Raw genomic sequence first — 21,405 nt, forward strand, 5'->3', positions numbered from 1 at the left:
ATGGCGAATAAGCGTTGAAACTATCGATTTTCCAGCAAAAAGACAAGTTTTCACAGGCATACGAAGCGTGATTATCATTAGATATCTGGTTCGGGAAACGCTCAAAAGCCAGCTGGCAATACTCTTTATCCTGCTGTTGATCTTCTTCTGTCAGAAGCTAGTCAGGATCCTGGGCGCTGCTGTTGATGGCGAGATCCCGACAAACTTAGTTCTCACCCTGTTAGGGCTCGGCGTGCCGGAAATGGCACAGCTTATCCTGCCGCTCAGCCTGTTTCTGGCCATTTTGATGACGCTGGGGCGGCTCTACACCGAAAGTGAAATTACGGTGATGCACGCCTGCGGCCTGAGTAAGGCGGTGCTGGTCAAGGCGGCGATGTTCCTGATGCTGCTGACGGCGGCGGTGGCGGCGGTCAACGTGGTCTGGCTCAGTCCCTGGTCATCGCGCTATCAAAGCGAAGTGACGCAGAACGCCAAGGCCAACCCTGGCGCTGCGGCGCTGGCGGCCGGGCAGTTCCAGCAGTCGAGCGACGGCAACAGCGTACTCTTTATTGAAGATGTGAAGGGCAATCAGTTCGGCCACGTCTTCCTCGCCCAGCTGCGCCCGAAAGGCAATGCGCGTCCGTCGGTCGTGATGGCGGACAGCGGCCATATGGAGCAGCGCCCGGACGGCTCGCAGGTGGTGACGCTGGATAAAGGCACACGTTTTGAAGGCACCGCGCTGCTGCGCGACTTCCGCATTACCGACTTCACCAACTATCAGGCGATTGTCGGCTATAAAACCGCGACGCTGGATCCTGACGACGCGGAGCAGGCGGAGTTCGTTAATCTGTTCGGCAACCCGTCACCAGAGTTCCGTTCCGAGCTGCACTGGCGTCTGACGCTGATCTTCTCGGTGCTGGTGATGGCGCTGATGGTAGTGCCGTTGAGCGTGGTCAACCCGCGCCAGGGCCGCGTGCTGTCGATGCTGCCGGCGATGCTGCTTTATCTCATCTTCTTCCTGCTGCAAAGCTCGCTGAAATCGAACGCCTCGAAAGGGCGGCTTGATCCGGCGATCTGGATGTGGGTGGTGAACCTGAGCTATCTGGCGCTGGCGGTGATGCTGAACCTGTGGGATACGGTGCCGATGCGGCGCCTGCGCGCCCGCTTTACGCGTGGAGGCTCAGTCTGATGTTTGGCGTTCTCGACCGCTATATCGGTAAAACCATCTTTAACACCATCATGCTGACGCTGTTTATGCTGGTTTCGCTCTCCGGCATTATCAAGTTTGTCGATCAGCTGCGTAAAACCGGGCAGGGCGCTTATACCGCACTGGATGCTGGCTATTACACCCTGCTGAGCGTGCCGAAAGATATCGAAATCTTCTTCCCGATGGCGGCGCTGCTTGGCGCGCTGCTGGGGCTGGGCACGCTGGCGCAGCGCAGCGAGCTGGTGGTGATGCAGGCATCCGGCTTTACCCGCCTGCAGATTGCGCTATCGGTTATGAAAACCGCCATTCCGCTGGTGCTGCTGACCATGGCGATCGGCGAGTTCGTCGCGCCGCAGGGCGAGCAGATGGCGCGCAACTTCCGCGCGCAGCAGCTGCTTGGCGGTTCGCTGCTCTCTACCCAGTCCGGCCTGTGGGCGAAAGATGGTAATAACTTCATCTATATCGAACGCATCAAAGGCGATAACCAGCTCGACGGCGTCAGCATCTACAACTTCAGCGACGAGCGTCGTCTGAAGAGCGTGCGCTACGCCGCCACCGCCACCTGGGATAAAGAGACGCGTCGCTGGAAGCTGGGGCAGGTGGATGAATCGGATCTCAGCAATCCGAAGCAGATCGGCGGCAAGCAGAGCCTCAACGGCGAATGGAAAACCAACCTGACGCCGGATAAGCTCGGCGTGGTCGCGCTCGATCCCGATGCGTTGTCGATTCGCGGCCTCTATAACTACTCCAAATACCTGAAGCAGAGCGGTCAGGAATCGGGGCGCTATCGCCTCAATATGTGGAGTAAAATCTTCCAGCCGTTATCGGTGGCGGTAATGATGCTGATGGCGCTCTCCTTTATCTTCGGTCCGCTGCGCAGCGTCTCGATGGGCGTGCGCGTAGTCACCGGTATCAGCTTCGGCTTTCTGTTCTACGTGCTGGATCAGATCTTCGGCCCGCTCAGCCTGGTGTATGGCCTGCCGCCGGTGATGGGCGCCGTTCTTCCCAGCGCGGCCTTCTTCGCCATCAGCGTCTGGATGCTGATGAAGCGTCGGTAATTCTCCGGCGCGGTACGTTGCTGCCGCGCCGGTTTTTCTCTCCCTGCTTTCCAGGTTTTCTCTTCCCTCTGCCTTCCGCGTTTTTCCCTGGTTGCGTTCCCCTTATGCAGGCACCGCTTCTTATAGCCCGCGTTCCCCGCCAGTTTATGCTGCTGTTCCGCTTCGCCTCTCTTCTGCCGCGCTTTACTGCACTTGCCCACGCCTGTTGCCTTACGCTTTGCTGCACTTCCCCAAGCTTTACTTCTGTTGCCTTACGCTTTGCTGCACTTGCCCCATGCTTTACTTTTGTTGCCTTACGCTTTGCTGCACTTCCCCAAGCTTTACTTCTGTTGCCTTACGCTTTGCTTCTCTTATGCACCGCTCCCGGCACGCTCCGCTTCGCCTGGCTAATCGCCTCTGGCCCTGGCAGGACAACGGTAAATGTGCGCGCTTCGTTCACTGCTGCCGTTACGCTTATTAAATCCCTATTCTTTAGAAGCAGTTATTATCGCGCCTGTTTCTGTTCGTTGTCAGATAAATCCTGAAATGAATTCAATATGAATAGAATCGACTATTAGCAGGGCCATTTAATCATTCATTGTCAGTGCGATTTATATTTCTTAACAATTTGCGCCGGCCGATTATTTCATAATCCGCCGTTTGGTCTATGCTTTATAACTATTACGGTAAGTTATCGGTAATCAACCAGATAACGAAGGCAAATTCTGACACGGCGCTATTTGCGGAGGAAAGGTAATGGATAAGAAAATTGCGCCGCAGCAACAGCAAGCGGAACAGCAGGATGTCATTCCGTTGGCAGAAGAGCAGGCGGAGGTCAGCACCACACGCGTGGTTGACCGTCGCGTCCGTATTCATCGCTCTACCACCACGGCTGAGAAGCTGCTGGAGACGGAACTCTGGCATGAAGAGGTAGAGATAACACATGTCGAAAAAAATGAAACGCTTGAGGAAGGTTATTTCCCGCAGGTGCGTCAGGAAGGCGATGTGTTAATTGTGCCGGTAATTGAAGAGCAGGTAGAAATTATTCGGCGCCATATATTAAAGGAAGAAGTTCATATTCATAAGCTGAAAAAGAACGAGCCTTTTCAGCAAAAGGTCACATTACGTAGCCAGGAGATAGAGATCAGCAAGGAAGATAATTAACCGTAAACCTAAGCACGAGGAGACTATTATGGCACATGAAAAAATCGTAACTGCTTTTAATCAGGTACAGCAGGCGGAAGTCGCTAAAGAGAAACTGATTGCCGAAGGTATCGCGGAAAATCATATTGATATTATTTCAGGTGAAAGATTACGCGTAGAAGGTAAAGAGATCCGTCACCCCAGCTTCTGGCAGCGCCTGTTTGGCGATGACGTTGATGACGACTACGCAACGGAGTACAACAAAGCGATTCAGGGTGGCGGCGTGCTGCTGACCGTTCGTGCCCGCAAAGAAGATGCTGACCGTATTGAAACCCTGCTGGATCAATACTCCACCGACTATACCGCCTCTTATAACCGTGGCACGTCGACCAGCAACCGCGAATTCCTTGGCGAAACTGATGATGTTTCCGGCCGCACCACCTCTGCGGGCTTCAACGCCGGCGCTAACGGCGTTACCGGCGACAGCGATCCGACCTCCGGCGTACCGGGCACGCTGGATCACACCAGCGGTAAATCCACCGCGGGCAAAACCGGCGCAACCGATCTGCTGAGCGGCAAAGATAATACGACGACCGGCGTCACGGGCACTTCAACCACCGGCGTTACCGGCACTACCGCAGCAGGCGTGACCGGCGCGGCCCTGACCGGCAGCGAAGAGCGCGATGCGCTGAAGCTGGCGGAAGAGCAGGTAGATATTGGCAAGCGTCAGGTAAGCGATGGCGTGGTACGTCTGCGTCGTTACACCGTGGAAGATGAAGTGGCTGAAGATGTCTCGCTGTTTGAACAGCATGCTGACGTATTCCGCACTGCGGTTGACGAGCCGGCTTACCTGAGCGATGTCGACTGGTCTGAAAAAACCATTGAAGTGGAAGAGTCTCACGAAGTGCCGACAGTAAGCAAAACCGCGCGCATTAAAGAAGAGGTTGGCGTACGTAACGAAACCTCTGAGCGTGTGGAAACGGTGAAAGATACCGTGCGTCGTCAGGAAGTGGAAGTCGAGCAGACCGGCGCAACCGGCCTTGAGAAAGATCGCCTGACCGGCGTAGGCTCTACCACCGGCACCACGGCGGGCACCACCGGCGTGACGGGCGCTACTGGCGTCACCGGCACCACCGGCCTGGAAAAAGACCGCCTCACCGGCAGCGACCTTGATAAAGATCCGCTGACCGGCGTTAAGAAGTAATCTCGCCCCTAGCCCGCGCTGAGCCATTGCCACAGCGCGGGCAGCTGCGTTATCCCCCACAGCAGCAGCCCGATACAGCCCCCCACCAGCGTGCCGTTAATTCGTATAAACTGCAAATCCTTACCGATATTCAGCTCAATCTGTTGCGACATCTCACGCGCGTCCCAGCTTTTTACCGTATCGCTGATATGACGAGTAAGAAAGGCGGCAAATTCCGGCGCCACCGACTGTGCCGCCTGCTCCATATGCTGATTCAGCGATGCGCGCAGCGCAGCGTCATTTACCAGGGTTTCGCCAAGCCACAGGCCTGCTTCGGTAACGCGCTGGCCGACGCGTGAATCTTCCGCGTTCAGATCGGCCTTCAGCCAGCCGCGCAGATCGCCCCACAGCTCGCCGATATAGCGGTTCAGCGCCTCATCCTCTTTCAGGTAGCCTTTAATGGTCTCTGCGCGCTCCGCCATATCAGGATCGGTTTTCAGACGGGTAATCAGTTTTTCCACGGCGCGGTTAAAGCCGAGACGCAGCTCATGGCCCTGATCCTGGCTGACATCGTCCAGCAGCGAGTTTACCGCGCTGGAGACCAGCTCGGCGCTATGCTCGCCCAGCCATTCGGTCGGCAGCACTTTGGCCTTGATAGGATGTTCGCGCTTCAGCCAGCGCACGATCTGCAGGGCGATAAACTCCCGCGTACTTTCCTTATTAAGCAGACGCAGCAGCTGTTCAATCGCCGCATCAAGCAGTGCCTGATGACGATTATTTTTGGTCAGGCTCTCCAGCAGCAGGGCGCTGGACTGGGTTAAATCGACCTTATCGATCGCCTTATGCACCGCGCGGCGGATAAAGCCCTGAATGCGCGTGTCATCGGTCAGGTCGAGAAAGCCGCGCATCAGCTGCAGCAGATGTTGTCCTACCCGCTGCGCATTGTCCGGTGCGCTCAGCCAGTTGCCGATCAGCTGCGCGGGATCGTGACGGCGGATCAGCGCCAGCAGCGATTCGGTGCCTAAAAATTTCTCCTGTACAAAACGGCCGAGATTCTCGCCAATGCGATCTTTATTGCGCGGAATAATGGCAGTATGACGGGAGATAAAGGGCACCGGCACGCGGCGGAACAGGGCGACGACGGCAAACCAGTCGGCCAGCGCCCCCACCATGGCGGCCTCCGCGACGGCTTTTACGCCGCTCACCCAGAGCCCGGGCGGCAAAAACAGCGTGATAAGAAAGGTTGCTGCGGCAATCAGCAGCAGTGAAAGCGCCAAGCGCTTAGCTCGCTTCAGTTCGTTTATTTTCTCCATGCTACCAGCATAGCGTAGCGCGTTAAGAAAATCGTGTGGCTTTCACCCTGCGGCCATGGGTTTGCCGCCGCCGCGCCCAGGCCTCAGGCAAAGGCGAGCCACAGCGTCAGCAGCACGGCAAGCAACGCCGCCCACAGCACAATCAGCAGCCGCAGGCCGCCGCGTTTACGCGGCGGCCTGCCGGCCGCGACGAGATCGGTGGCCGGCAGCATCAATGCTTTTTCCTCGCCTTCCTCTACCCGCGCAGAAAGCATAATGCCCTTTTTCGGCACGGTAATAATGATATTTTCAACGATGCCGGCACGCTTTAATGTTTTACGCAAAATAGAGATGTTTTGATAAAGCGTATTAACCGTCACTTCCATACCGTGTTTTCGCCAGACTTCATTCATAAAATCATCCTGCGTAATAATATCTCCCTTACGCTCAATCAGTAACGCCAGACAGCGGCTGGCGGGCTGATTAATCTTCGTATCCTTTTCCGGGTAGAATTTACTGGAGGTTAATGTATGATTTATCGGATCGAAGATAACGTTATTATTAATACAGTAGAACATGATCAATCCCTCGGCGCTATAGTCCATAAGCAACAACATACAACGGGTCAATAGCGGCTCACGCTAGCATAATGACTTTATCCATTCAAACGCTGCCGAAAAATAGACGCCTTCAAAAAGATACATAATCTTATTTATAACCCCTTCGCTGTGCTGTAATTTTTAATTATGTATTATTTTGCTTTTAATTTATTGATTTTAATCATATTTAACAATGTGTTGCCAGCGGTGGTTAGCATCTTTTCTTTATTATTATGAAGTTTTATTTGTTTCTTCTGAAGTTTTCAGTTTTCATTTTTCACTTTCGCTTGTTAGCGTTTGTTGTCATTTTACTCACAACAGAGAGAACAGGCGAGGATCAGAGTTTATTCCTGCGTAACGCAGTTATGCCCTGCGTTACGGGTTAATTCCCCTGAGTAATTACCGTGTCCCTCTGTTTGTCAGTATGGCGTTTCCTGTGAGTTATTTTTCAGCGTCATTTATCGGCGCGCTTTCTTCCGCCAGGGAATAAAAGGAGAGCAATGATGCCCTCTACGATATTGAGACTTACCACGATTACACTAGCCTATAAGGATATATATGAAACGTTTTAACCAAGCCGCACTCGCTATGGCGCTGCTATTTTCTTCCGCCTCGGCGCTGGCGTACGACGGCACCGTTAATTTCAACGGCGAGATTATTGATAATACCTGCATCATCTCGCTGGGGAACGGCAGCAACAGCCTGGTGGTGCCGATGGGATCGGTGAATAAAAGCAGCTTTACCGGCACCGGGTCTATCGCCTCCACGACCCAGTTCGCGTTGGTTATGACCAACTGCCCGGCGGTGAACGCGAGTGTAAAATTTGATGGCCCCACCTATGAGGGCGACCAAAACGTGCTGGCGCTGAACCCGGGTGCCGGCGTGGCGACCGGCGTCGGCATTCAGCTCTACGATAAGGATATGGCGGCGCTGCCGCTGTTTACCGCCTCTAACCCTTACCAGTTAAAGGAAGGCGAAGATAACATCATGAGATTCTACGCCAGCTATATCGCCATGGCCGGTAGCGTGACCGCCGGCCCGGCTAATGCCGTAGCGACCTTTACCGTTAACTATAACTAACCAGCGCGGCAATGGGCCGCGGCCCTGGCCCATTGCCTTTTGGAACTGCGGCAATGACTAAACGGATTTTTGCCTTTCTGCTCCTGGCACCGCTGCTAAACGGCACGGCGTCGGCCGGGGTTATCGTCGGCGGCACGCGCATTATTTTTAACGGCGCCGCGAAAGAGACCACGCTTAACGTCACCAACCCCGACGCCTCGCCGTGGCTGATCCAGTCCTGGGCGGAGACGGAGGATCACCGTAAAGCACCCTTTATCTTCTCGCCGCCGCTTTTCCGCCTCGACGGCAAACAGAAAAACATCCTGCGCATCATCCATACCGGCGGCGCCTTGCCCGGCGATCGGGAAAGCTTGTTCTGGGCGAACGTTAAATCGATCCCCTCCACGCCCGATATGGATAACGCCCTGCAGATCGCCATTAAAACCCAGATCAAACTGATCTACCGACCGGCGGCGCTAAAAAACGGCTTTTCGCCCGAACAGATGCAAAAACTGCAGTGGCGCTGGCAGCAGGGAAAATTGCAGGTCACCAATCCCACCGCGTTTTATATGCACTTTCATTCGATCGAGATTAACGGCCATCCGCTGGCCGATCCGCAATGGGTGGCGCCTTTTGCCGTAAAACATTACTCCCTGCCGCAGCCGGTCGCGGCCGGTACGGTACGCTGGCGGCTGATTAATGATTACGGCGCGCTGACGGAGACCTTTCAGGCCAGCTATTCATCCTCGCTTAAAAACTGACACGCGATTCGGAAAGGACAACCTATGACAGGCGTAAGGATTCGCCTTTTATTCTTGCTGACGTTCGCCGCTCTTTCGCCGGCAGCGGGCAGCGGGCTGCATTTTAATCCGGCACTGCTGGAGCAGCAGGCAGCGGCAGGCGGCGCGGTCGATCTCTCCGCGTTTGAGCGTGTGCCGCAGCCGCCGGGCCGCTATCGGGTGGAAGTGGCGCTAAACCAGCAGATTCAGGAGACGCGCGACGTCGCCTTTTTTCTGCGGGCCGGGCGGCTGCAGCCCTGTCTGAGCGCGGCGACGCTGGCACGCTACGGCGTTAATGTGGCGCGCTACCCGCGGCTTGAGCAGGCGGATGGCTGCGCTGATTTGACGCAGATCCCTGATGCCGACGCGCATCTGGAGGTCAGCGCGCAGCGGCTGCTGCTGAGCGTGCCGCAGGCGGCGCTGAGCCATGGCGCGCGCGAGGCGGTCGCGCCGACGCGCTGGGATCAGGGTATCAATGCGCTGCTGGTGAACTACCGCTTTAGCGGCGCGCAGAGCGAGGCGCGGCAGGCGCACCGCAGCGGCAGCGATAACCAGTTTCTCAGCCTGCGGCCCGGCCTGAACCTGGGAGCGTGGCGGCTGCGTAATTACAGCACCTGGTCGCGCAGCCGCGACGGCCGGGCAGGCTGGGATACCCTTTACAGCTACCTGCAACGGCAGATCGTGCCGCTGCGCGCGCAGCTGACGATCGGCGAGGGCAACGCGCCTGGCGACCTCTATGACAGCATCCGCTTTCGCGGCCTGCAGCTTGCATCGGATGAGGATATGCTGCCCGACAGCCTGAAGGGCTACGCGCCGGTAGTGCGCGGCATCGCCCGCAGCCAGGCGCAAGTCAGCGTCTGGCAGAACGGCCACGTGATCTACCAGGCCTACGTGGCGCCCGGCGCTTTTGAAATCGCCGATATCTATCCTACCGGCGGCAGCGGTGATCTTTACGTCGCGATTAAAGAGGCGGACGGCAGCGAGCAGCAGCTGGTGGTGCCATTTGCTTCGGTGCCGCTGCTGCAGCGCGAAGGCCATATCAAATACAGCCTGACCGGCGGCGAGTATCGCGGCTATGGCGATGATGACAACGGCCAGCGCTTCCTGCAGGGCACGGCGATGTATGGATTGCCGCAGGGGTTCACCCTCTACGGCGGCCTGCAGCAGGCGGCGCGCTACCGCTCGCTGGCGGCAGGCGTCGGGAAAAATTTCGGCTCTCTGGGCGCGCTCTCGCTGGATATCACGCTGGCGCGCGCCAGACCGGCGCATCAACACCCTCAGCAGGGGCACGCCTGGCGCCTGCGCTACGGTAAAAACGTCATTGAGACTGGCACCAGCGTGGCGCTGGCAGGCTATCGCTATGCCACCGAGGGGTTTTACAGCCTGAGCGAGACGCTGGAGAACGGTAGCCAGCGCTGGCCGTGGGATCGGCGCCGCCAGCGAGCCGAACTCACCCTCAGCCAGAACCTGTGGCGCGACGCGGGTGCGCTGACGCTGAGCGCCATCAATGAAGATTACTGGGCGAGCGCCCGGCAGGTGCGTTCGCTAAGCCTTAGCTACAACAACAGCTGGCGCAGCGTCAGTATGAGCCTCAACTACAGCTACAGCCGCAACGCGCTGCGCCAGCAGGCGCACACGGCGCGCGAAGATCGCGTGCTGGCGCTGTCGCTTAGCGTGCCGCTCGGCCACGCGGGCGGGCAGACATGGGCAAACTACCAGTTGAACAGCGCCCGGCACGGCGGCGACAGCCAGTCGTTAGGGCTGAGCGGCGTGACGCTGGCGGATAACAACCTGAGCTGGAGCCTGCGCCAGGGCTACGCCACGCGCAACCAGGGCAGCAGCGGTAGCGCGGAGCTGGACTATCGCGGCGGCTACGGTGAGGCGGACGCGGGTTACGCCTGGGATCGTCACAGCCGCCGCCTCAGCTATGGACTCAGCGGCGCGCTGACGGCGCACCGCGACGGCATTACCCTTAGCCAGCCGCTGGGTGAGACGGTCGCGCTGGTGAAAGCGCCGGGCATCGCCGGCGCATCGCTGGTCAACCAGACCGGCGTACGCACCGATCTGCGCGGCTACACCCTGGTGCCTTACGTCAGGCCGTTTCGGGTGAATGAGCTGTCGCTTGATCCCTTATCGCTGCCGAACAGCGTTGAACTCACCCGCACCAGCGCCCAGGTGATCCCCACGCGTGGCGCCGTAGTACGTGCCGATTTCAGCGGCCGCGCAGGCCAGCGCGCCCTGATCAGGCTAACGCGCGGCAACGGCCTGCCGGTTCCCTTCGGCGCCACGGTCCGGCTGGCGGAAGAAACATCCGACTACAGCAGCATCGTCGGCAGTGAAGGCGAAGTCTGGCTCAGCGGGCTGGCTGACCACGGCACGCTACTGGTGAGCTGGGGCAGCGGCCCCGACAGCCAGTGCCAGGCCAGCTTTATGCTGCCGGCAGGGGAAGGCGAGTCCATCAGTCAGCTGCAGGCCATTTGTCGCTAACCGCATTTAAAGGAACCAGGATGCATACATTAACAGGCGCGGCGGGCATTATTATGCTGGCCGCCATACTGCCCGCCGATAGCCGGGCCGCAGGCTGCGATATCAAGGCGCCCGGAACGCAGCGCATCACGCTGCCCGATCTGCTGTTGGATCCGAACCTGCCGTTGGGCAGCGTTATCGGCAGCCAGACCCTCAGCCTGGCGGGCGTGGCCGCCCAGCGCTGCGTCGGCAGCATTCCGTATCAGTCGATGATGAGCGGCAGCTGGAGCCGACCGAGCGGTACGCTGCCCGGCGTTTATGAGACCGGCGTGCCGGGCGTAGGGGTAAAGGTTTCTGATTACCTGTTCAGCGATCGAACGGTGCCGCTTGCGGAGACGCTGACGCCCGACCCGAACGCGCCGCTTTCCGGCAGCGACATTCAGCTGCTGTTTTACCGCACTGGCGATATCACGCCGGGCAGCTTTCCCGGCGGCGAAGTGGCGCGCTTTACGCTGCCCGACGCCAGCGGCGATCCGGTCGTCGCGATCAGTCTGCAGGCGGTGGCGGGCAGCGTGCGGCTAAAAAGCTGCTATGCCAAATCGCCGAACCTGACGGTGCAGCTGGGCCGCGTTAACCGTAGCGCCTTTGTCGGCATGAGCAGCAGCGTGGCGCCGACCTCATTTAACGTAGAGCTGGTGTGTCAGGGCGATCTGCCGGTAAAGGTGGCGTTCTCGACCGTCGGCGGCGCATCGTCGCCAGAGCCGGGCATTGTACCGATCGAAAGCGGAGAGGGCACCGCCAGCGGCGTGGCAATAAAAATTATGCATCGCGACGGCTCGCCGCTGCGTTTCGATACGCCGCAGCCCTATCGCCTTCACGGCGAACCGCAGGTGACGATCCCGCTGCTGGCGACCTATACGCCGATCGGCACCTCTATCACGCCCGGCAAGGCGCACGCGGCCATCACCTTTACCATTACGCAGAACTAGAGCGGGCCACTTACCGAACGGGATGAGAACACCGGAAAGGTTCTGCGCCCGCAGAGAGCAGGGCGCAGAAGGGGGATATCAGGAGATAAAGTTTTTGCCCTGCTTCAGCACCACATCGCAGGCTTTGGTTTTCACCTTCTCGCCAAGCGGGGTGTTGCTCAGGCTTTTCAGGTTTAGCTGCTGGCCGTTGCCGGTATTCAGCAGACCCATCAGACCTTGCTGGTAATCAGGCTGCTGCGCCTGGGCGGTACTGTTTTGCAGGCCGAGTTTGCTCAGCACCTGATCTTTGATATTGGCGACATTGTTATCCACCACGTTATGCTTCACGCAGTATTCCATCACCCCGGCGGCGTTAGTCATGCTGTTACTGCTGACTGCCTTATCGCCACCGTTCAGCAGGCCGGCCAGCGAGGAGAGCGAGAGGCCGTTCTGTGCGTTCGCGCCGTTCTGCGTGGTGCTGGTGGTATTGCTGTTTTGCTGGCTCAGCTGCGATGCCGCGCTGTTGAGCTGATCCTGCCAGCTTGCCGCCAGCGCCGTTCCCGTCACCATAAAAGAGAGCATACCTGTCGTCAGCGTCAGGCGCTGTAAAAGCTTTTTCATTTTTAACCTCGTTTTTATATCCGGCGCGCCAACAACAGCGCGCCCGCTATCAGCTGGTTAGGACTGCCGATGAGCAGGGGAGTTCCGGCTAAAGCGCTGCAGAGCGCTGCCTGAGAAGGCGATTGAGATTAGTCTGTAGGCTAAGGCGAAATTTTCGTCACTTAGCGCACGCTATGGACGATTGAGGTTGCGCAGGTGGCCGGTAAGGGTATAATCCTCAACGTTTTCCGCATACCCTTCAGTGCCGAAGTGGCGAAATCGGTAGACGCAGTTGATTCAAAATCAACCGTAGAAATACGTGCCGGTTCGAGTCCGGCCTTCGGCACCAAGTACTCTTCCAAGACTATCCGAGAAAGTCCAACTTTACCTTTAAAATCAAGGTTTATAGCCTTTTTTACGTCCTGATCCGTCCGAGGTGGTCCGTTGAAATCCGGATGCTATTGGGGGCATAATTGGGGGCATCTTAACTTCGATTAGAAATGTGCCCCCAAATGAAGCTCAACGCCAGACAGGTCGAAACCGCAAAGCCAAAAGGCAAAACTTATAAAATGGCCGATGGCGGTGGTTTGTACCTTGAGGTTTCGACCAAGGGTTCCAAATACTGGCGCATGAAATACAGACGCCCCTCTGACAAAAAAGAGGATCGCTTGGCATTCGGTGTTTGGCCTACCGTAACGCTTGCTCAGGCAAGAGCAAAGCGTGATGAAGCTAAAAAGCTGTTAGGGCAGGGGATTGACCCAAAAGCTGAACAGAAGGAAGCTCAGGCCGAAAACGCAGGGGCATATACTTTTGAAACCGTCGCTCGCGAATGGCATGCCAGTAACAAGCGCTGGAGCGAAGACCATCGTTCACGCGTTCTCCGTTATCTTGAGCTTTATATCTTTCCGCATATTGGCACGTCAGATATTCGCCAGCTCAAAACCAGTCATTTGTTAGCCCCGATTAAAAAAGTTGATGCCACGGGTAAGCACGATGTTGCGCAGCGTCTTCAGCAGCGCGTTACGGCGATAATGCGCTATGCTTTGCAGAACGATTACATTGAATCCAACCCTGCTATTGATATGGCCGGGGCACTTTCTACCGTCAAGGCTCGCCATTACCCCGCATTACCCTTCAGCCGTTTCCCTGAATTTCTTGAGCGCCTGGCCGCATACCGTGGGCGTATCATGACCCGTATTGCTGTAGAGCTTTCATTACTAACTTTCGTCCGTTCCAGTGAGCTGCGTTTTGCCCGTTGGGATGAGTTCGATTTCAAAAGGGCTTTATGGAAAATTCCTGCTCAGCGTAAAGAGATAGAAGGAGTTCGTTACTCTCATCGTGGCATGAAGATGAAAGAGGAGCATCTCGTACCGCTAAGCCATCAGATTTTAGCCCTGCTGGAAAAGTTGAAGCAGTTAAGCGGTGACAACGAGAGGCTCTTTCCCGGCGATCACGATCCTAAAAAAGTCATGAGCGAAAATACGGTTAACAATGCTCTGCGCGCTATGGGGTATGTCACAAAAACCGAAGTTTGCGGGCATGGCTTCAGGACAATGGCACGAGGCGTGCTGGGTGAGTCAGGATTGTGGAGTGATGATGCGATAGAGCGGCAGTTGAGCCACTCCGAGCGTAATAATGTACGCGCTGCTTACATTCATACCTCTGAACATTTGGATGAGCGCAGATTGATGGTGCAATGGTGGGCGGATTTTCTTGATGCAAATAAGGTGGAGTTTGTAACCCCCTATGATTTCGCAAGGCAATGATGAATTTGAAATGCAGGCTTACAAGATAAAGATAACTGACTGATATTAAATGTGATTTATCTTATCTCGCTATTTTAGCTACTATAATTATAGTTTGACAAAAAAAAATTTCTTAATCATATTACTCTAAAGGTTCTCATTTATAGTAATTTTCTGGAAAATTTTTTTAGCGATTTTTTGGTATAAAATAGAATGAATTATCAAGCGATAAGTAAAATATTTAGTCGTAATGTTGTATTGGAAATAGCAAAGAAGAATAGATTAGAGTTGTTTAGAAGTATTCTCATGGAGAATTACCCTTCGTACAACTCAAAAGGTAAGTCTATATCTAAGATATACGATGAAATGTATACCTTGCTGAAAAAGAAGTATAGAAACGAGTATGTTTACAAGAACGAAATAGCAAAAAATATAATAAGAAAAAGTCACAAATTTTGTAATGTTAGTTATGTTAATGAATTTAAGGTTAATGGTTGTATAGCTGACGTGGCTATTTTTAATGATACTTCCACCGCTTACGAGATTAAGACAGAACTCGATTCTTTTGAAAGGCTGGATGACCAACTATCTGTTTATAAGGATGTTTTTGAGTTTGTTTATATGGTTGTACCTGAAAAGAAAAAAACTCAAGCGCTAAGAGTTGCACATGATAATACTGGGATAATAACTTTAAATGAAAAAAATGTCCTGAATTATGAACGGATGGCTATTTCAAATATAAAATCCCTTTCCAAAGAAAAAATATTTAATTGTTTAAGGCCTTCTGAGTATGCTTCTCTCTATGAGGAAATAGTTGGCACTAAAGCTTCTGGAAGAGCTGCCGATATTAAAGGTATGTGCAGAAGTGTTTTTGTTGAGCTGGACATAGAAAACGCGCATAAGGAAATGCTAAAAAAATTAACAGCAAGAGGTCTTGAGCGATTTGAAAAAGATCATTTTCTTTTTCTTCCTCAGTCACTGCTGGCTACATTATTAAATTTGCGATTAAATAGAAAGAGCTTAATGACACTTAGGGAAAACATGGTAGAAACATTATGTTAATTGATAAGGAATCACAGCATGTACTATTGTTATTTGAGAGCAAAGCAATATGAACTATTAGCTGTTAGGTCGTGTTTACCGAAAATAGTTCAGAAAAATATGGCTATTATCATTGAGCCTGTTAGAGAAAATAATAGGGATTTATATAGTTGTTTGAGGGATGCAAAAAATGAAAATGCAAGATTGATATTGATAGTTAACCCTAAGTGCGGGGAGCTAGAGGGAAATGAAAGGCTAACAGAAGAATTAATAAAAGGTGCTATCGAATTATATCCCCAAGTTGAGCTTGGTTTTATTGTGGATGATACTACTAGCCCCACACAGGTCACTTCTTTTTTCAATGCATATCTCCAGCAAGCAAAGTCTATTATACATAAGAGCAGTTATGTAAATGCTCAGCAACTCCTCAATATTGAACTTTCTGATAGGTTATTTAAAAGCAATATATTTATTGAAGGTAAGTGTAGTGCAAGTTATGTATCAAACTTTAACCAAACCTTTAAAGTGTTAGTACATGACGGATTAAATCGAACTCAGACAAATGCTGGATATGCTAATAATATTATTGAGTTTTTCTCAGATTTATATTTGAACTACAGACAGATAGGATTTCAGGGTTTTGGTGATTTTTCAATAGTTGGCGATCATTTTGTAGAAGGTGGAGGTCAAGCCGTCACAGCAGTGATACATGTTACTTATGAGGATACAGACAAAACACAAATTCTAGCTCATCATTTTTTGTCGGATCCAAGAGTGGCGGCTGAAGATGTTGCTATTTTGATTGATGAAGCACTCGAAAAATTAGAAGCATTTATCACTAGTCAAAGACCTGATATTTTAAATTGGTCTACTGCTTGTAAAGAATTAATTGCCATTTATAACACTCCGGGCGAGAGAACCAATCTTGCTTATATTAAAAAGATGACAATTAAACATCATTTTGAATTAATGCATAACATTTTGTGATGATATTGAGAGGCGCATTCTGCGCCTCTTCTTTATTATGTGAGCAATAGTAATTTCTTTTGAATTTCTGCCCAGAATCCTTTGAAGGCATACTCTATTAAATAATAAGAGCGACTGTCTCTGTTTATAGGCTATGAGCTATTTAACCTCCAGCGCGCAATGCTACCCCCGCCTCGCCTGCCCGCTTTGTGCATCGTTTTTTATGCAGCTGCATGAACCGGGCAAAGCCTCGCCGGGTGTGGGCTGACAGGGTATCTGGAACGCTGCATTTTGCATGCAAATCCATGCACCTTATGCATGCATCGCTATTTACAACCGGGCTGGCCAGAAAAAGGGCGTTGAAAGGACTAAACGCGGAGACAAAAAAGCCGCTGTTTTCAGCGGCCGTTGTGGTTAGTGGAGAGTGCGGAAAGATGAACCGTAGCGCCCGATAGTCTGGCGTCCTTTGACCGGCTCCGGGGGGACTGCGGGGGTCGCTTCAGGTTGCGGCGGCGCGGTAATCACCTTCGTAATGCTCTCATTCGTTTTGAAGGTGCAGGAGCAGTCAAGGTTTGTGCACTGGTGATAACGTTCCTTCACCTGTTCAGACATATACCGGCTTGAACGGGTATGGGCCGGGCTTTTGCAGTACGGGCAGTGCATCATTTCTTTTTATCAGGCAATGCTGACCGCGTTTACGCAGCCGAAAGCGCTCAGCCCGTTTGAGTCTGTGAGCGAGGCTGACCTGAAGGCCATGAGCGCCAGTCAGAAGGCCGAACCGCTGGCCACGCACTACCTCAACACGCTGGCCGTGCCGGTCGTGGGTGAAGACCTGTGCCGCTACGAGCACCGCGCGTGGCAGGTGCTGCCGTACCGCGTGCTCAGCCGGGAAATTGCCGCGCTGTTCCAGAAGGTGCGCGCGCCATTCTCGGCAACCGGTATCGGTGGTATCGTGGATACCCTTAAGCTGATGGTGCCGCAGATGGACGCACCGCCCCACCGGCTGATTGGCTTTCGTAACGGCGTGTTTGACACTGTGACCGGCGTATTCGGCCAGCATAGAAAAGAGTACTGGCTCCGTACCGTTAACAGCGTCAACTACACCACCCCGAAAGCGGGCGAGAATCTAGCGGATGATGCACCATACTTCTGGCAGTGGCTGACGCGGGCGGCCGGACGTAATGAAACAAAGCAGGAGCATATCCTCGCGGCGTTATTTATGGTACTGGCCAACTGCTATGACTGGCAGCTGTTCCTTGAGGTCACCGGCCCCGGCGGCAGCGGGAAAAGCGTGATGGCCTCCATTGCCCGCCTGCTGGCCGGAGAGGACAACACCACGGCCGCGACCATCGATACGCTGGAATCGTCGCGGGAACGCGCCAGCGTGGTCGGCTACTCCTTAATTATTCTGCCTGACCAAGAGAAGTGGAGTGGTGACGGCGCGGGCATTAAAGCCATTACCGGCGGCGACGCCGTGGCGATTGACCCGAAGTACCGCGACGCCTATTCAACGCACATTCCGGCGGTAATACTGGCGGTAAACAACAACCCGATGCGCTTCAGCGACCGCAGCGGCGGCGTCTCCCGTCGCCGGGTAATCCTGCCGTTCCCGGACGTGATACCGGCAAACGAGCGCGACCCGCAGCTGCTGGAAAAGATTGCCGGTGAGCTGGCGGTTATCGTGCGCCACCTGATGCAGCGCTTCACCCAACCTGATGATGCCCGAGAGCTGCTTCAGGCGCAGCAGTCGTCAGAGGAGGCGCTGGGAATCAAGCGTAGCGCCGACCCGATGGTCGACTTCTGCGGCTACCTGACGCCGCTGAGTACGCCGACCGGGCTGTTTATCGGCAATGCAAATATCCGCCCCATGAACCCGCGTCGCTATCTCTATCACGCCTACCTGTCATTTATGGAGGCCAGAGGTTATCAGCACCCGATGAGCCTGACGGCGTTTGGCCAGGCGGTGCCGCAGACGCTGAAGGAGTACGAGATAGAGCTGCTGAAGCGTAAGACGAAGAACGGCATTCAGACTAGCCTTGATCTTAGCGAGGACTGCGAGGCCAACTGGCTGCCGCGCTGCGATGCATAAATCATACGAAAAGATCAAACCTGCTCTGGCCGGTTTGTGCCAAAAGCGGAAGTTATCTATCTGGTGATAATTTGTGCGATTATATGAGGTTAAGGTTGTAAGCGATATTTTAATTAAATATATAAAGGAATAAGTTATTCATGGTCCGGTCACAAACCACTGTGAAAATTTGCAAAAAATTGAATGCTGTTGGCTCCGCTTCCCCATGAGAAAAAATACCCACATACTTAAACGTAATGGAAATTATTGTTCGATTTGGTCTGTAACTGCCATAAAATCCATACCTATCCAGCAGTGCTTATACTGGCGTCCCCTTCTCCATAATATCTACTGGACGAGTTTCTTCTGCTCCCGCCCTAGATTCGCGTCAAATAAAAAAGGGTGTTGTTAAATATACCAATCATGAATTACTTATAATTTTATTATACTGGTGCGTGCTACTACCTCCATTGACTTGAAGGGCACGCAACCTTACATTGCTAGAAGTGATGTCAATCCATCACTACGTTTGGCTAAGAATACTCATTTCTTGATGTAACCCTGCATTGGATAATACGGATTTAATAACTGATAAAAGTAATCTTTCCCCAAATTCAGAGATAAATCCTTCATCAGAGTAGCTAAAAACATACTCACTAATTCTATTGTGTGCAATTGAACAACGAATGCGATATATCCAGTATGATATAACCTTTACCAGAAAATCATTGAATAGACCAATATCATTCTTATTTATTAACCTTACGGTACTGCCTTGGTGCTGTACTGAAGTTGCTAAAGTTGCAGGGTTATAGTTATTTTCATTAAGGTGCTTAATGTTAACACTCCAGCGAGCCTCATCAGATAATGGATTCCCTTCTTTACTATATCCTTGAAACATATCCTTTGCCAGTGCCTCGTAATTTATTATTAGTGACATGGACTCTATTATTTCATCAAAGCTAGTGACGTAGTTTTTTATGATATATTCTAAGTGAGATATCTCATTGCCCTTGCTACATATCTTCAAGGCGTCAGCATAACCTTTCAGATCATTGGTATTTATTGCTTTTAATTTTGATATCCTTACAGCATCAAACAATAACTCTAATTGATGATAATATTTTAGATAACGTTCAAAGGTACTTAACGAATAAATGGCCATCACCATTGACTCATTATGATTCAAGGACGGATATTGATAGTTTTGTTTTATTTTTATATTTCCTATAGTTCTTACTTTTCCGACAGGCTTCTCTTTATGGGTATATCCCCCCCATAATTCAGATGTATTCATTATACTTAAGTAATACTCATAATGTTCAGGCTCAATTACAACATAATGACTACTGAATTGATGATTAGCTTCACAGGTGCCAGCCAGTATGGAGTCATAAAAAAAAGCGAACAATCTATTTTTTGATAATGAATATACATTTTCTTGATGATCAAGATTCATTAAACATAATGTTGCGATTAACTCATCATTTTCATTTTGAATATCTACATCCATAACAGTGTTTGTATTTATTGATTTTTCAATCTCACGAACAGGTATAACCACATTGCCATTAACGCTTAAATAATAATTATTCAAAACTTCCAGCGTTAATTTTGGGGTATTATCATCTTCTTGACCAAGTTCGTTTACTTCAAGCCCCCCTCTTCCTGCTGACTATATTCTTCCTGAAAATCAGGAAGCATGCTTTCATATAAATCAATAAATTTTCTTTTTGCTTCATCTGTAAGGTTTAAGTTTTCCATTATTCACTCTGCTGCTAGTGGCCAACATTCATTTAGATGTGTTTCTCCACATTCTCTTATGAACTCTTTGAATCCAGTATGTATCAGCTTCCTTGTAATGAAACCCATATTAGCTTTCTTAGAAAACTGACCTAGCTTGACCCCATTAAAATTCACTAATCCTAATGGGTCTGAATCTCCATCGTGCACTCGTTTTAGCAAGGATTCAATAGCCTGATCAACACGATGTTTTTTTCCATTCTTTAAACTTTGTTGAATGGCACTGAATAATGACATCATGACATTTTCAGAGCCAAACCAAATTTGTGCATCACCCAGTTTAACGTTGTGTTCTTCTTCTAGTGTACTCACATCAGAGTAAATAACCCAAAATAACGCATCAAGCTCCACAAACTTCTTCAAATAGCTTATATACTCTTCAAACTGAGCAGTAAGCTCACTTTCAGAAAGATCAAAGGAGCCTTCATCAATTAGTTTTTGTGCGACTAAGTTTTCTTTGTCAGATTCGTGGGATGAAGTAATAAATGCATGATAGGAAGAAACGATGTTACTCAAATGATATTTATTTGACTGAGTTCTTCGTTTTGTTTCCTTTTCAGTGATAATTTCAATTGAAGGTATTTCAGGGCTGATTGTTTCTTTCAATGACATGAAAAGCAACTCTATTTGATGCCTCATTGACATTGCTTTTTGCCCTGAATTAAGCACTATCATTCTATAAATTAATTTGCTTAAACTTGGTTCGAGCCAATATTCCAACAATAAAGTCTGATTTTCTTTAAAAACAACCCCGCTTTCTTTTAGGTCATTTAAAATGTAAGTTCTCTGGAGGCCATCTAATATGTCGACCACCCCGTTGCTTGAAAGTAATCGTTCAAGGTCCTTCTCATTTCCGATGCTTCTAATTATATTTTCGACCAAGTGATGTTTAACGGATAGCGTGATAGAGGGCAAGAGAGCACCTTCTATAATGTCTTCCTTTAATCGCCTGTATGCTTTGTGCGTTTCTCTTTTTCTCTGAATGCTAAATTCGCCAAAATTATTACCAACTATATCCAGAAATTTCTCTGGAGATGCTTGGCAATATATTACATGCGTGTCGCTTTTTATATCTTTCGTGTTGCCAATAACTTTGAATGTCATAATGCAGTCCACTCTAGAACGAGGAAAAATAGTTGATTTTTTAATTTAATCTATTAAATTAAGAAAATCAACATGATTTTGAGTTTTTTATAACTACTTTCAGTCTGTGAAAAAATACCTATAAATTCATTAATAAACAGATGAAACTAATCATATTCCTGCATTCCTAATGCAGTAATTTGAAATCACTTTAATCCTTTTGTTAACATCTTAAGGTGTTTATAAATAAACACATTGTTTAGAATAATAACTATAAATGAAATAATTAACAAGTTAAATATAACAAAGCGCCTGCCCTTTTATCACCCTCAAACACAAATGCGATTATCTTATATAAAAACATTATAGATATGAGGCTGTCATTAG

At 51.2% G+C, this 21,405-nt stretch carries 17 protein-coding genes, 1 tRNA gene and 1 pseudogene; 13 read left to right on the plus strand and 6 right to left on the minus strand.

All coding sequences use genetic code 11. From position 1 onward, the window contains the following. Positions 1–67: 67 nt before the first annotated feature. The 4 genes from lptF (at position 68) to C2E15_RS02945 (ending at position 4,570) form a co-directional block, all read left to right on the plus strand. Complete coding sequence (lptF, locus tag C2E15_RS02925; protein ID WP_104956056.1) at positions 68–1,168, plus strand: LPS export ABC transporter permease LptF; 1,101 nt, start codon at positions 68–70, stop codon at positions 1,166–1,168. Further along, positions 1,168–2,244, plus strand: a complete 1,077-nt coding sequence (lptG, locus tag C2E15_RS02930) for an LPS export ABC transporter permease LptG (RefSeq protein ID WP_104956057.1) — start codon at positions 1,168–1,170, stop codon at positions 2,242–2,244. The genes lptF and lptG overlap by 1 nt, the downstream gene beginning before the upstream one ends. 735 nt (positions 2,245–2,979) lie before the next feature. After that, complete coding sequence (locus C2E15_RS02940) at positions 2,980–3,387, plus strand: DUF2382 domain-containing protein (RefSeq protein WP_104956059.1); 408 nt, start codon at positions 2,980–2,982, stop codon at positions 3,385–3,387. A 28-nt stretch (positions 3,388–3,415) separates the two neighbouring features. After that, positions 3,416–4,570 carry a YsnF/AvaK domain-containing protein gene (locus C2E15_RS02945; protein WP_218926713.1) on the plus strand — a complete coding sequence of 385 codons (1,155 nt, stop codon included), beginning with the start codon at positions 3,416–3,418 and terminating at the stop codon, positions 4,568–4,570. Between the two features lie 8 nt (positions 4,571–4,578). On the opposite strand, the gene C2E15_RS02950 is transcribed toward C2E15_RS02945, so the two are convergent. Further along, the gene (locus tag C2E15_RS02950; protein WP_104956060.1) at positions 4,579–5,862 is read right to left on the minus strand and encodes a DUF445 domain-containing protein; all 1,284 of its coding nucleotides are present in this window, start codon (positions 5,860–5,862) and stop codon (positions 4,579–4,581) included. Positions 5,863–5,945: 83 nt separating this feature from the next. Next, a complete protein-coding gene (locus C2E15_RS02955; RefSeq protein ID WP_167391819.1) occupies positions 5,946–6,419 on the minus strand; it encodes a winged helix-turn-helix domain-containing protein in 474 nt (157 codons plus the stop codon). Between the two features lie 579 nt (positions 6,420–6,998). Between C2E15_RS02955 and C2E15_RS02960 the strand changes: the two genes are divergently transcribed. The 4 genes from C2E15_RS02960 to C2E15_RS02975 are packed head-to-tail and all read left to right on the plus strand — an operon-like array spanning position 6,999 to position 11,733. Continuing rightward, positions 6,999–7,520 carry a fimbrial protein gene (locus C2E15_RS02960; protein ID WP_104956062.1) on the plus strand — a complete coding sequence of 174 codons (522 nt, stop codon included), beginning with the start codon at positions 6,999–7,001 and terminating at the stop codon, positions 7,518–7,520. 53 nt (positions 7,521–7,573) lie between these two features. Continuing rightward, positions 7,574–8,260, plus strand: a complete 687-nt coding sequence (locus tag C2E15_RS02965) for a fimbrial biogenesis chaperone (protein WP_104956063.1) — start codon at positions 7,574–7,576, stop codon at positions 8,258–8,260. Between the two features lie 24 nt (positions 8,261–8,284). Then, complete coding sequence (locus tag C2E15_RS02970) at positions 8,285–10,765, plus strand: fimbria/pilus outer membrane usher protein (RefSeq protein ID WP_104956064.1); 2,481 nt, start codon at positions 8,285–8,287, stop codon at positions 10,763–10,765. Between the two features lie 20 nt (positions 10,766–10,785). Next, a complete protein-coding gene (locus tag C2E15_RS02975; protein ID WP_104956065.1) occupies positions 10,786–11,733 on the plus strand; it encodes a fimbrial protein in 948 nt (315 codons plus the stop codon). Between the two features lie 78 nt (positions 11,734–11,811). On the opposite strand, the gene C2E15_RS02980 is transcribed toward C2E15_RS02975, so the two are convergent. Continuing rightward, the gene (locus tag C2E15_RS02980; RefSeq protein WP_104956066.1) at positions 11,812–12,333 is read right to left on the minus strand and encodes a YjjA family protein; all 522 of its coding nucleotides are present in this window, start codon (positions 12,331–12,333) and stop codon (positions 11,812–11,814) included. A 243-nt stretch (positions 12,334–12,576) separates the two neighbouring features. Between C2E15_RS02980 and C2E15_RS02985 the strand changes: the two genes are divergently transcribed. The 4 genes from C2E15_RS02985 (at position 12,577) to C2E15_RS03000 (ending at position 16,085) form a co-directional block, all read left to right on the plus strand. Next, positions 12,577–12,661, plus strand: a tRNA-Leu gene (locus C2E15_RS02985). A 163-nt stretch (positions 12,662–12,824) separates the two neighbouring features. Further along, a complete protein-coding gene (locus C2E15_RS02990; RefSeq protein WP_104956067.1) occupies positions 12,825–14,078 on the plus strand; it encodes a tyrosine-type recombinase/integrase in 1,254 nt (417 codons plus the stop codon). 192 nt (positions 14,079–14,270) lie between these two features. Continuing rightward, a complete protein-coding gene (locus tag C2E15_RS02995; protein WP_104956068.1) occupies positions 14,271–15,119 on the plus strand; it encodes a sce7726 family protein in 849 nt (282 codons plus the stop codon). A gap of 18 nt (positions 15,120–15,137) precedes the next feature. After that, positions 15,138–16,085, plus strand: coding sequence for a sce7725 family protein (locus tag C2E15_RS03000; protein ID WP_104956069.1), 948 nt, complete (start codon positions 15,138–15,140; stop codon positions 16,083–16,085). Positions 16,086–16,478: 393 nt separating this feature from the next. On the opposite strand, the gene C2E15_RS03005 is transcribed toward C2E15_RS03000, so the two are convergent. After that, the gene (locus tag C2E15_RS03005; protein WP_104959056.1) at positions 16,479–16,730 is read right to left on the minus strand and encodes an ogr/Delta-like zinc finger family protein; all 252 of its coding nucleotides are present in this window, start codon (positions 16,728–16,730) and stop codon (positions 16,479–16,481) included. Positions 16,731–16,743: 13 nt separating this feature from the next. Here C2E15_RS03005 and C2E15_RS03010 point away from each other — a divergent pair. Further along, positions 16,744–18,153: pseudogene (locus tag C2E15_RS03010) on the plus strand (DNA primase family protein); the annotation flags it as partial. Positions 18,154–18,655: 502 nt separating this feature from the next. Here C2E15_RS03010 and C2E15_RS21205 read toward each other — a convergent pair. Then, entirely contained in the window at positions 18,656–19,729 is a 1,074-nt protein-coding gene (locus C2E15_RS21205; protein WP_146108523.1) for a hypothetical protein, read from the minus strand. Positions 19,730–19,899: 170 nt separating this feature from the next. Continuing rightward, positions 19,900–21,039, minus strand: coding sequence for a hypothetical protein (locus C2E15_RS03020; RefSeq protein ID WP_104956071.1), 1,140 nt, complete (start codon positions 21,037–21,039; stop codon positions 19,900–19,902). Between the last annotated feature and the right edge of the window lie 366 nt (positions 21,040–21,405).

Source organism: Mixta gaviniae (assembly GCF_002953195.1).
GTDB classification, from domain to species: Bacteria; Pseudomonadota; Gammaproteobacteria; order Enterobacterales; family Enterobacteriaceae; genus Mixta; species Mixta gaviniae.

What these genes read in the sequence shown, in the direction of transcription:
- lptG (WP_104956057.1), top strand. Translation starts at nt 1,168, where the DNA reads ATGTTTGGCGTTCTCGACCGCTATATCGGTAAAACCATCTTTAACACC.
- C2E15_RS02940 (WP_104956059.1), top strand. Translation starts at nt 2,980, where the DNA reads ATGGATAAGAAAATTGCGCCGCAGCAACAGCAAGCGGAACAGCAGGAT.
- C2E15_RS02945 (WP_218926713.1), top strand. Translation starts at nt 3,416, where the DNA reads ATGGCACATGAAAAAATCGTAACTGCTTTTAATCAGGTACAGCAGGCG.
- C2E15_RS02950 (WP_104956060.1), bottom strand. Translation starts at nt 5,862, where the DNA reads ATGGAGAAAATAAACGAACTGAAGCGAGCTAAGCGCTTGGCGCTTTCA.
- C2E15_RS02955 (WP_167391819.1), bottom strand. Translation starts at nt 6,419, where the DNA reads ATGTTCTACTGTATTAATAATAACGTTATCTTCGATCCGATAAATCAT.
- C2E15_RS02960 (WP_104956062.1), top strand. Translation starts at nt 6,999, where the DNA reads ATGAAACGTTTTAACCAAGCCGCACTCGCTATGGCGCTGCTATTTTCT.
- C2E15_RS02965 (WP_104956063.1), top strand. Translation starts at nt 7,574, where the DNA reads ATGACTAAACGGATTTTTGCCTTTCTGCTCCTGGCACCGCTGCTAAAC.
- C2E15_RS02970 (WP_104956064.1), top strand. Translation starts at nt 8,285, where the DNA reads ATGACAGGCGTAAGGATTCGCCTTTTATTCTTGCTGACGTTCGCCGCT.
- C2E15_RS02975 (WP_104956065.1), top strand. Translation starts at nt 10,786, where the DNA reads ATGCATACATTAACAGGCGCGGCGGGCATTATTATGCTGGCCGCCATA.
- C2E15_RS02980 (WP_104956066.1), bottom strand. Translation starts at nt 12,333, where the DNA reads ATGAAAAAGCTTTTACAGCGCCTGACGCTGACGACAGGTATGCTCTCT.
- C2E15_RS02990 (WP_104956067.1), top strand. Translation starts at nt 12,825, where the DNA reads ATGAAGCTCAACGCCAGACAGGTCGAAACCGCAAAGCCAAAAGGCAAA.
- C2E15_RS02995 (WP_104956068.1), top strand. Translation starts at nt 14,271, where the DNA reads ATGAATTATCAAGCGATAAGTAAAATATTTAGTCGTAATGTTGTATTG.
- C2E15_RS03000 (WP_104956069.1), top strand. Translation starts at nt 15,138, where the DNA reads ATGTACTATTGTTATTTGAGAGCAAAGCAATATGAACTATTAGCTGTT.
- C2E15_RS03005 (WP_104959056.1), bottom strand. Translation starts at nt 16,730, where the DNA reads ATGATGCACTGCCCGTACTGCAAAAGCCCGGCCCATACCCGTTCAAGC.
- C2E15_RS03020 (WP_104956071.1), bottom strand. Translation starts at nt 21,039, where the DNA reads ATGACATTCAAAGTTATTGGCAACACGAAAGATATAAAAAGCGACACG.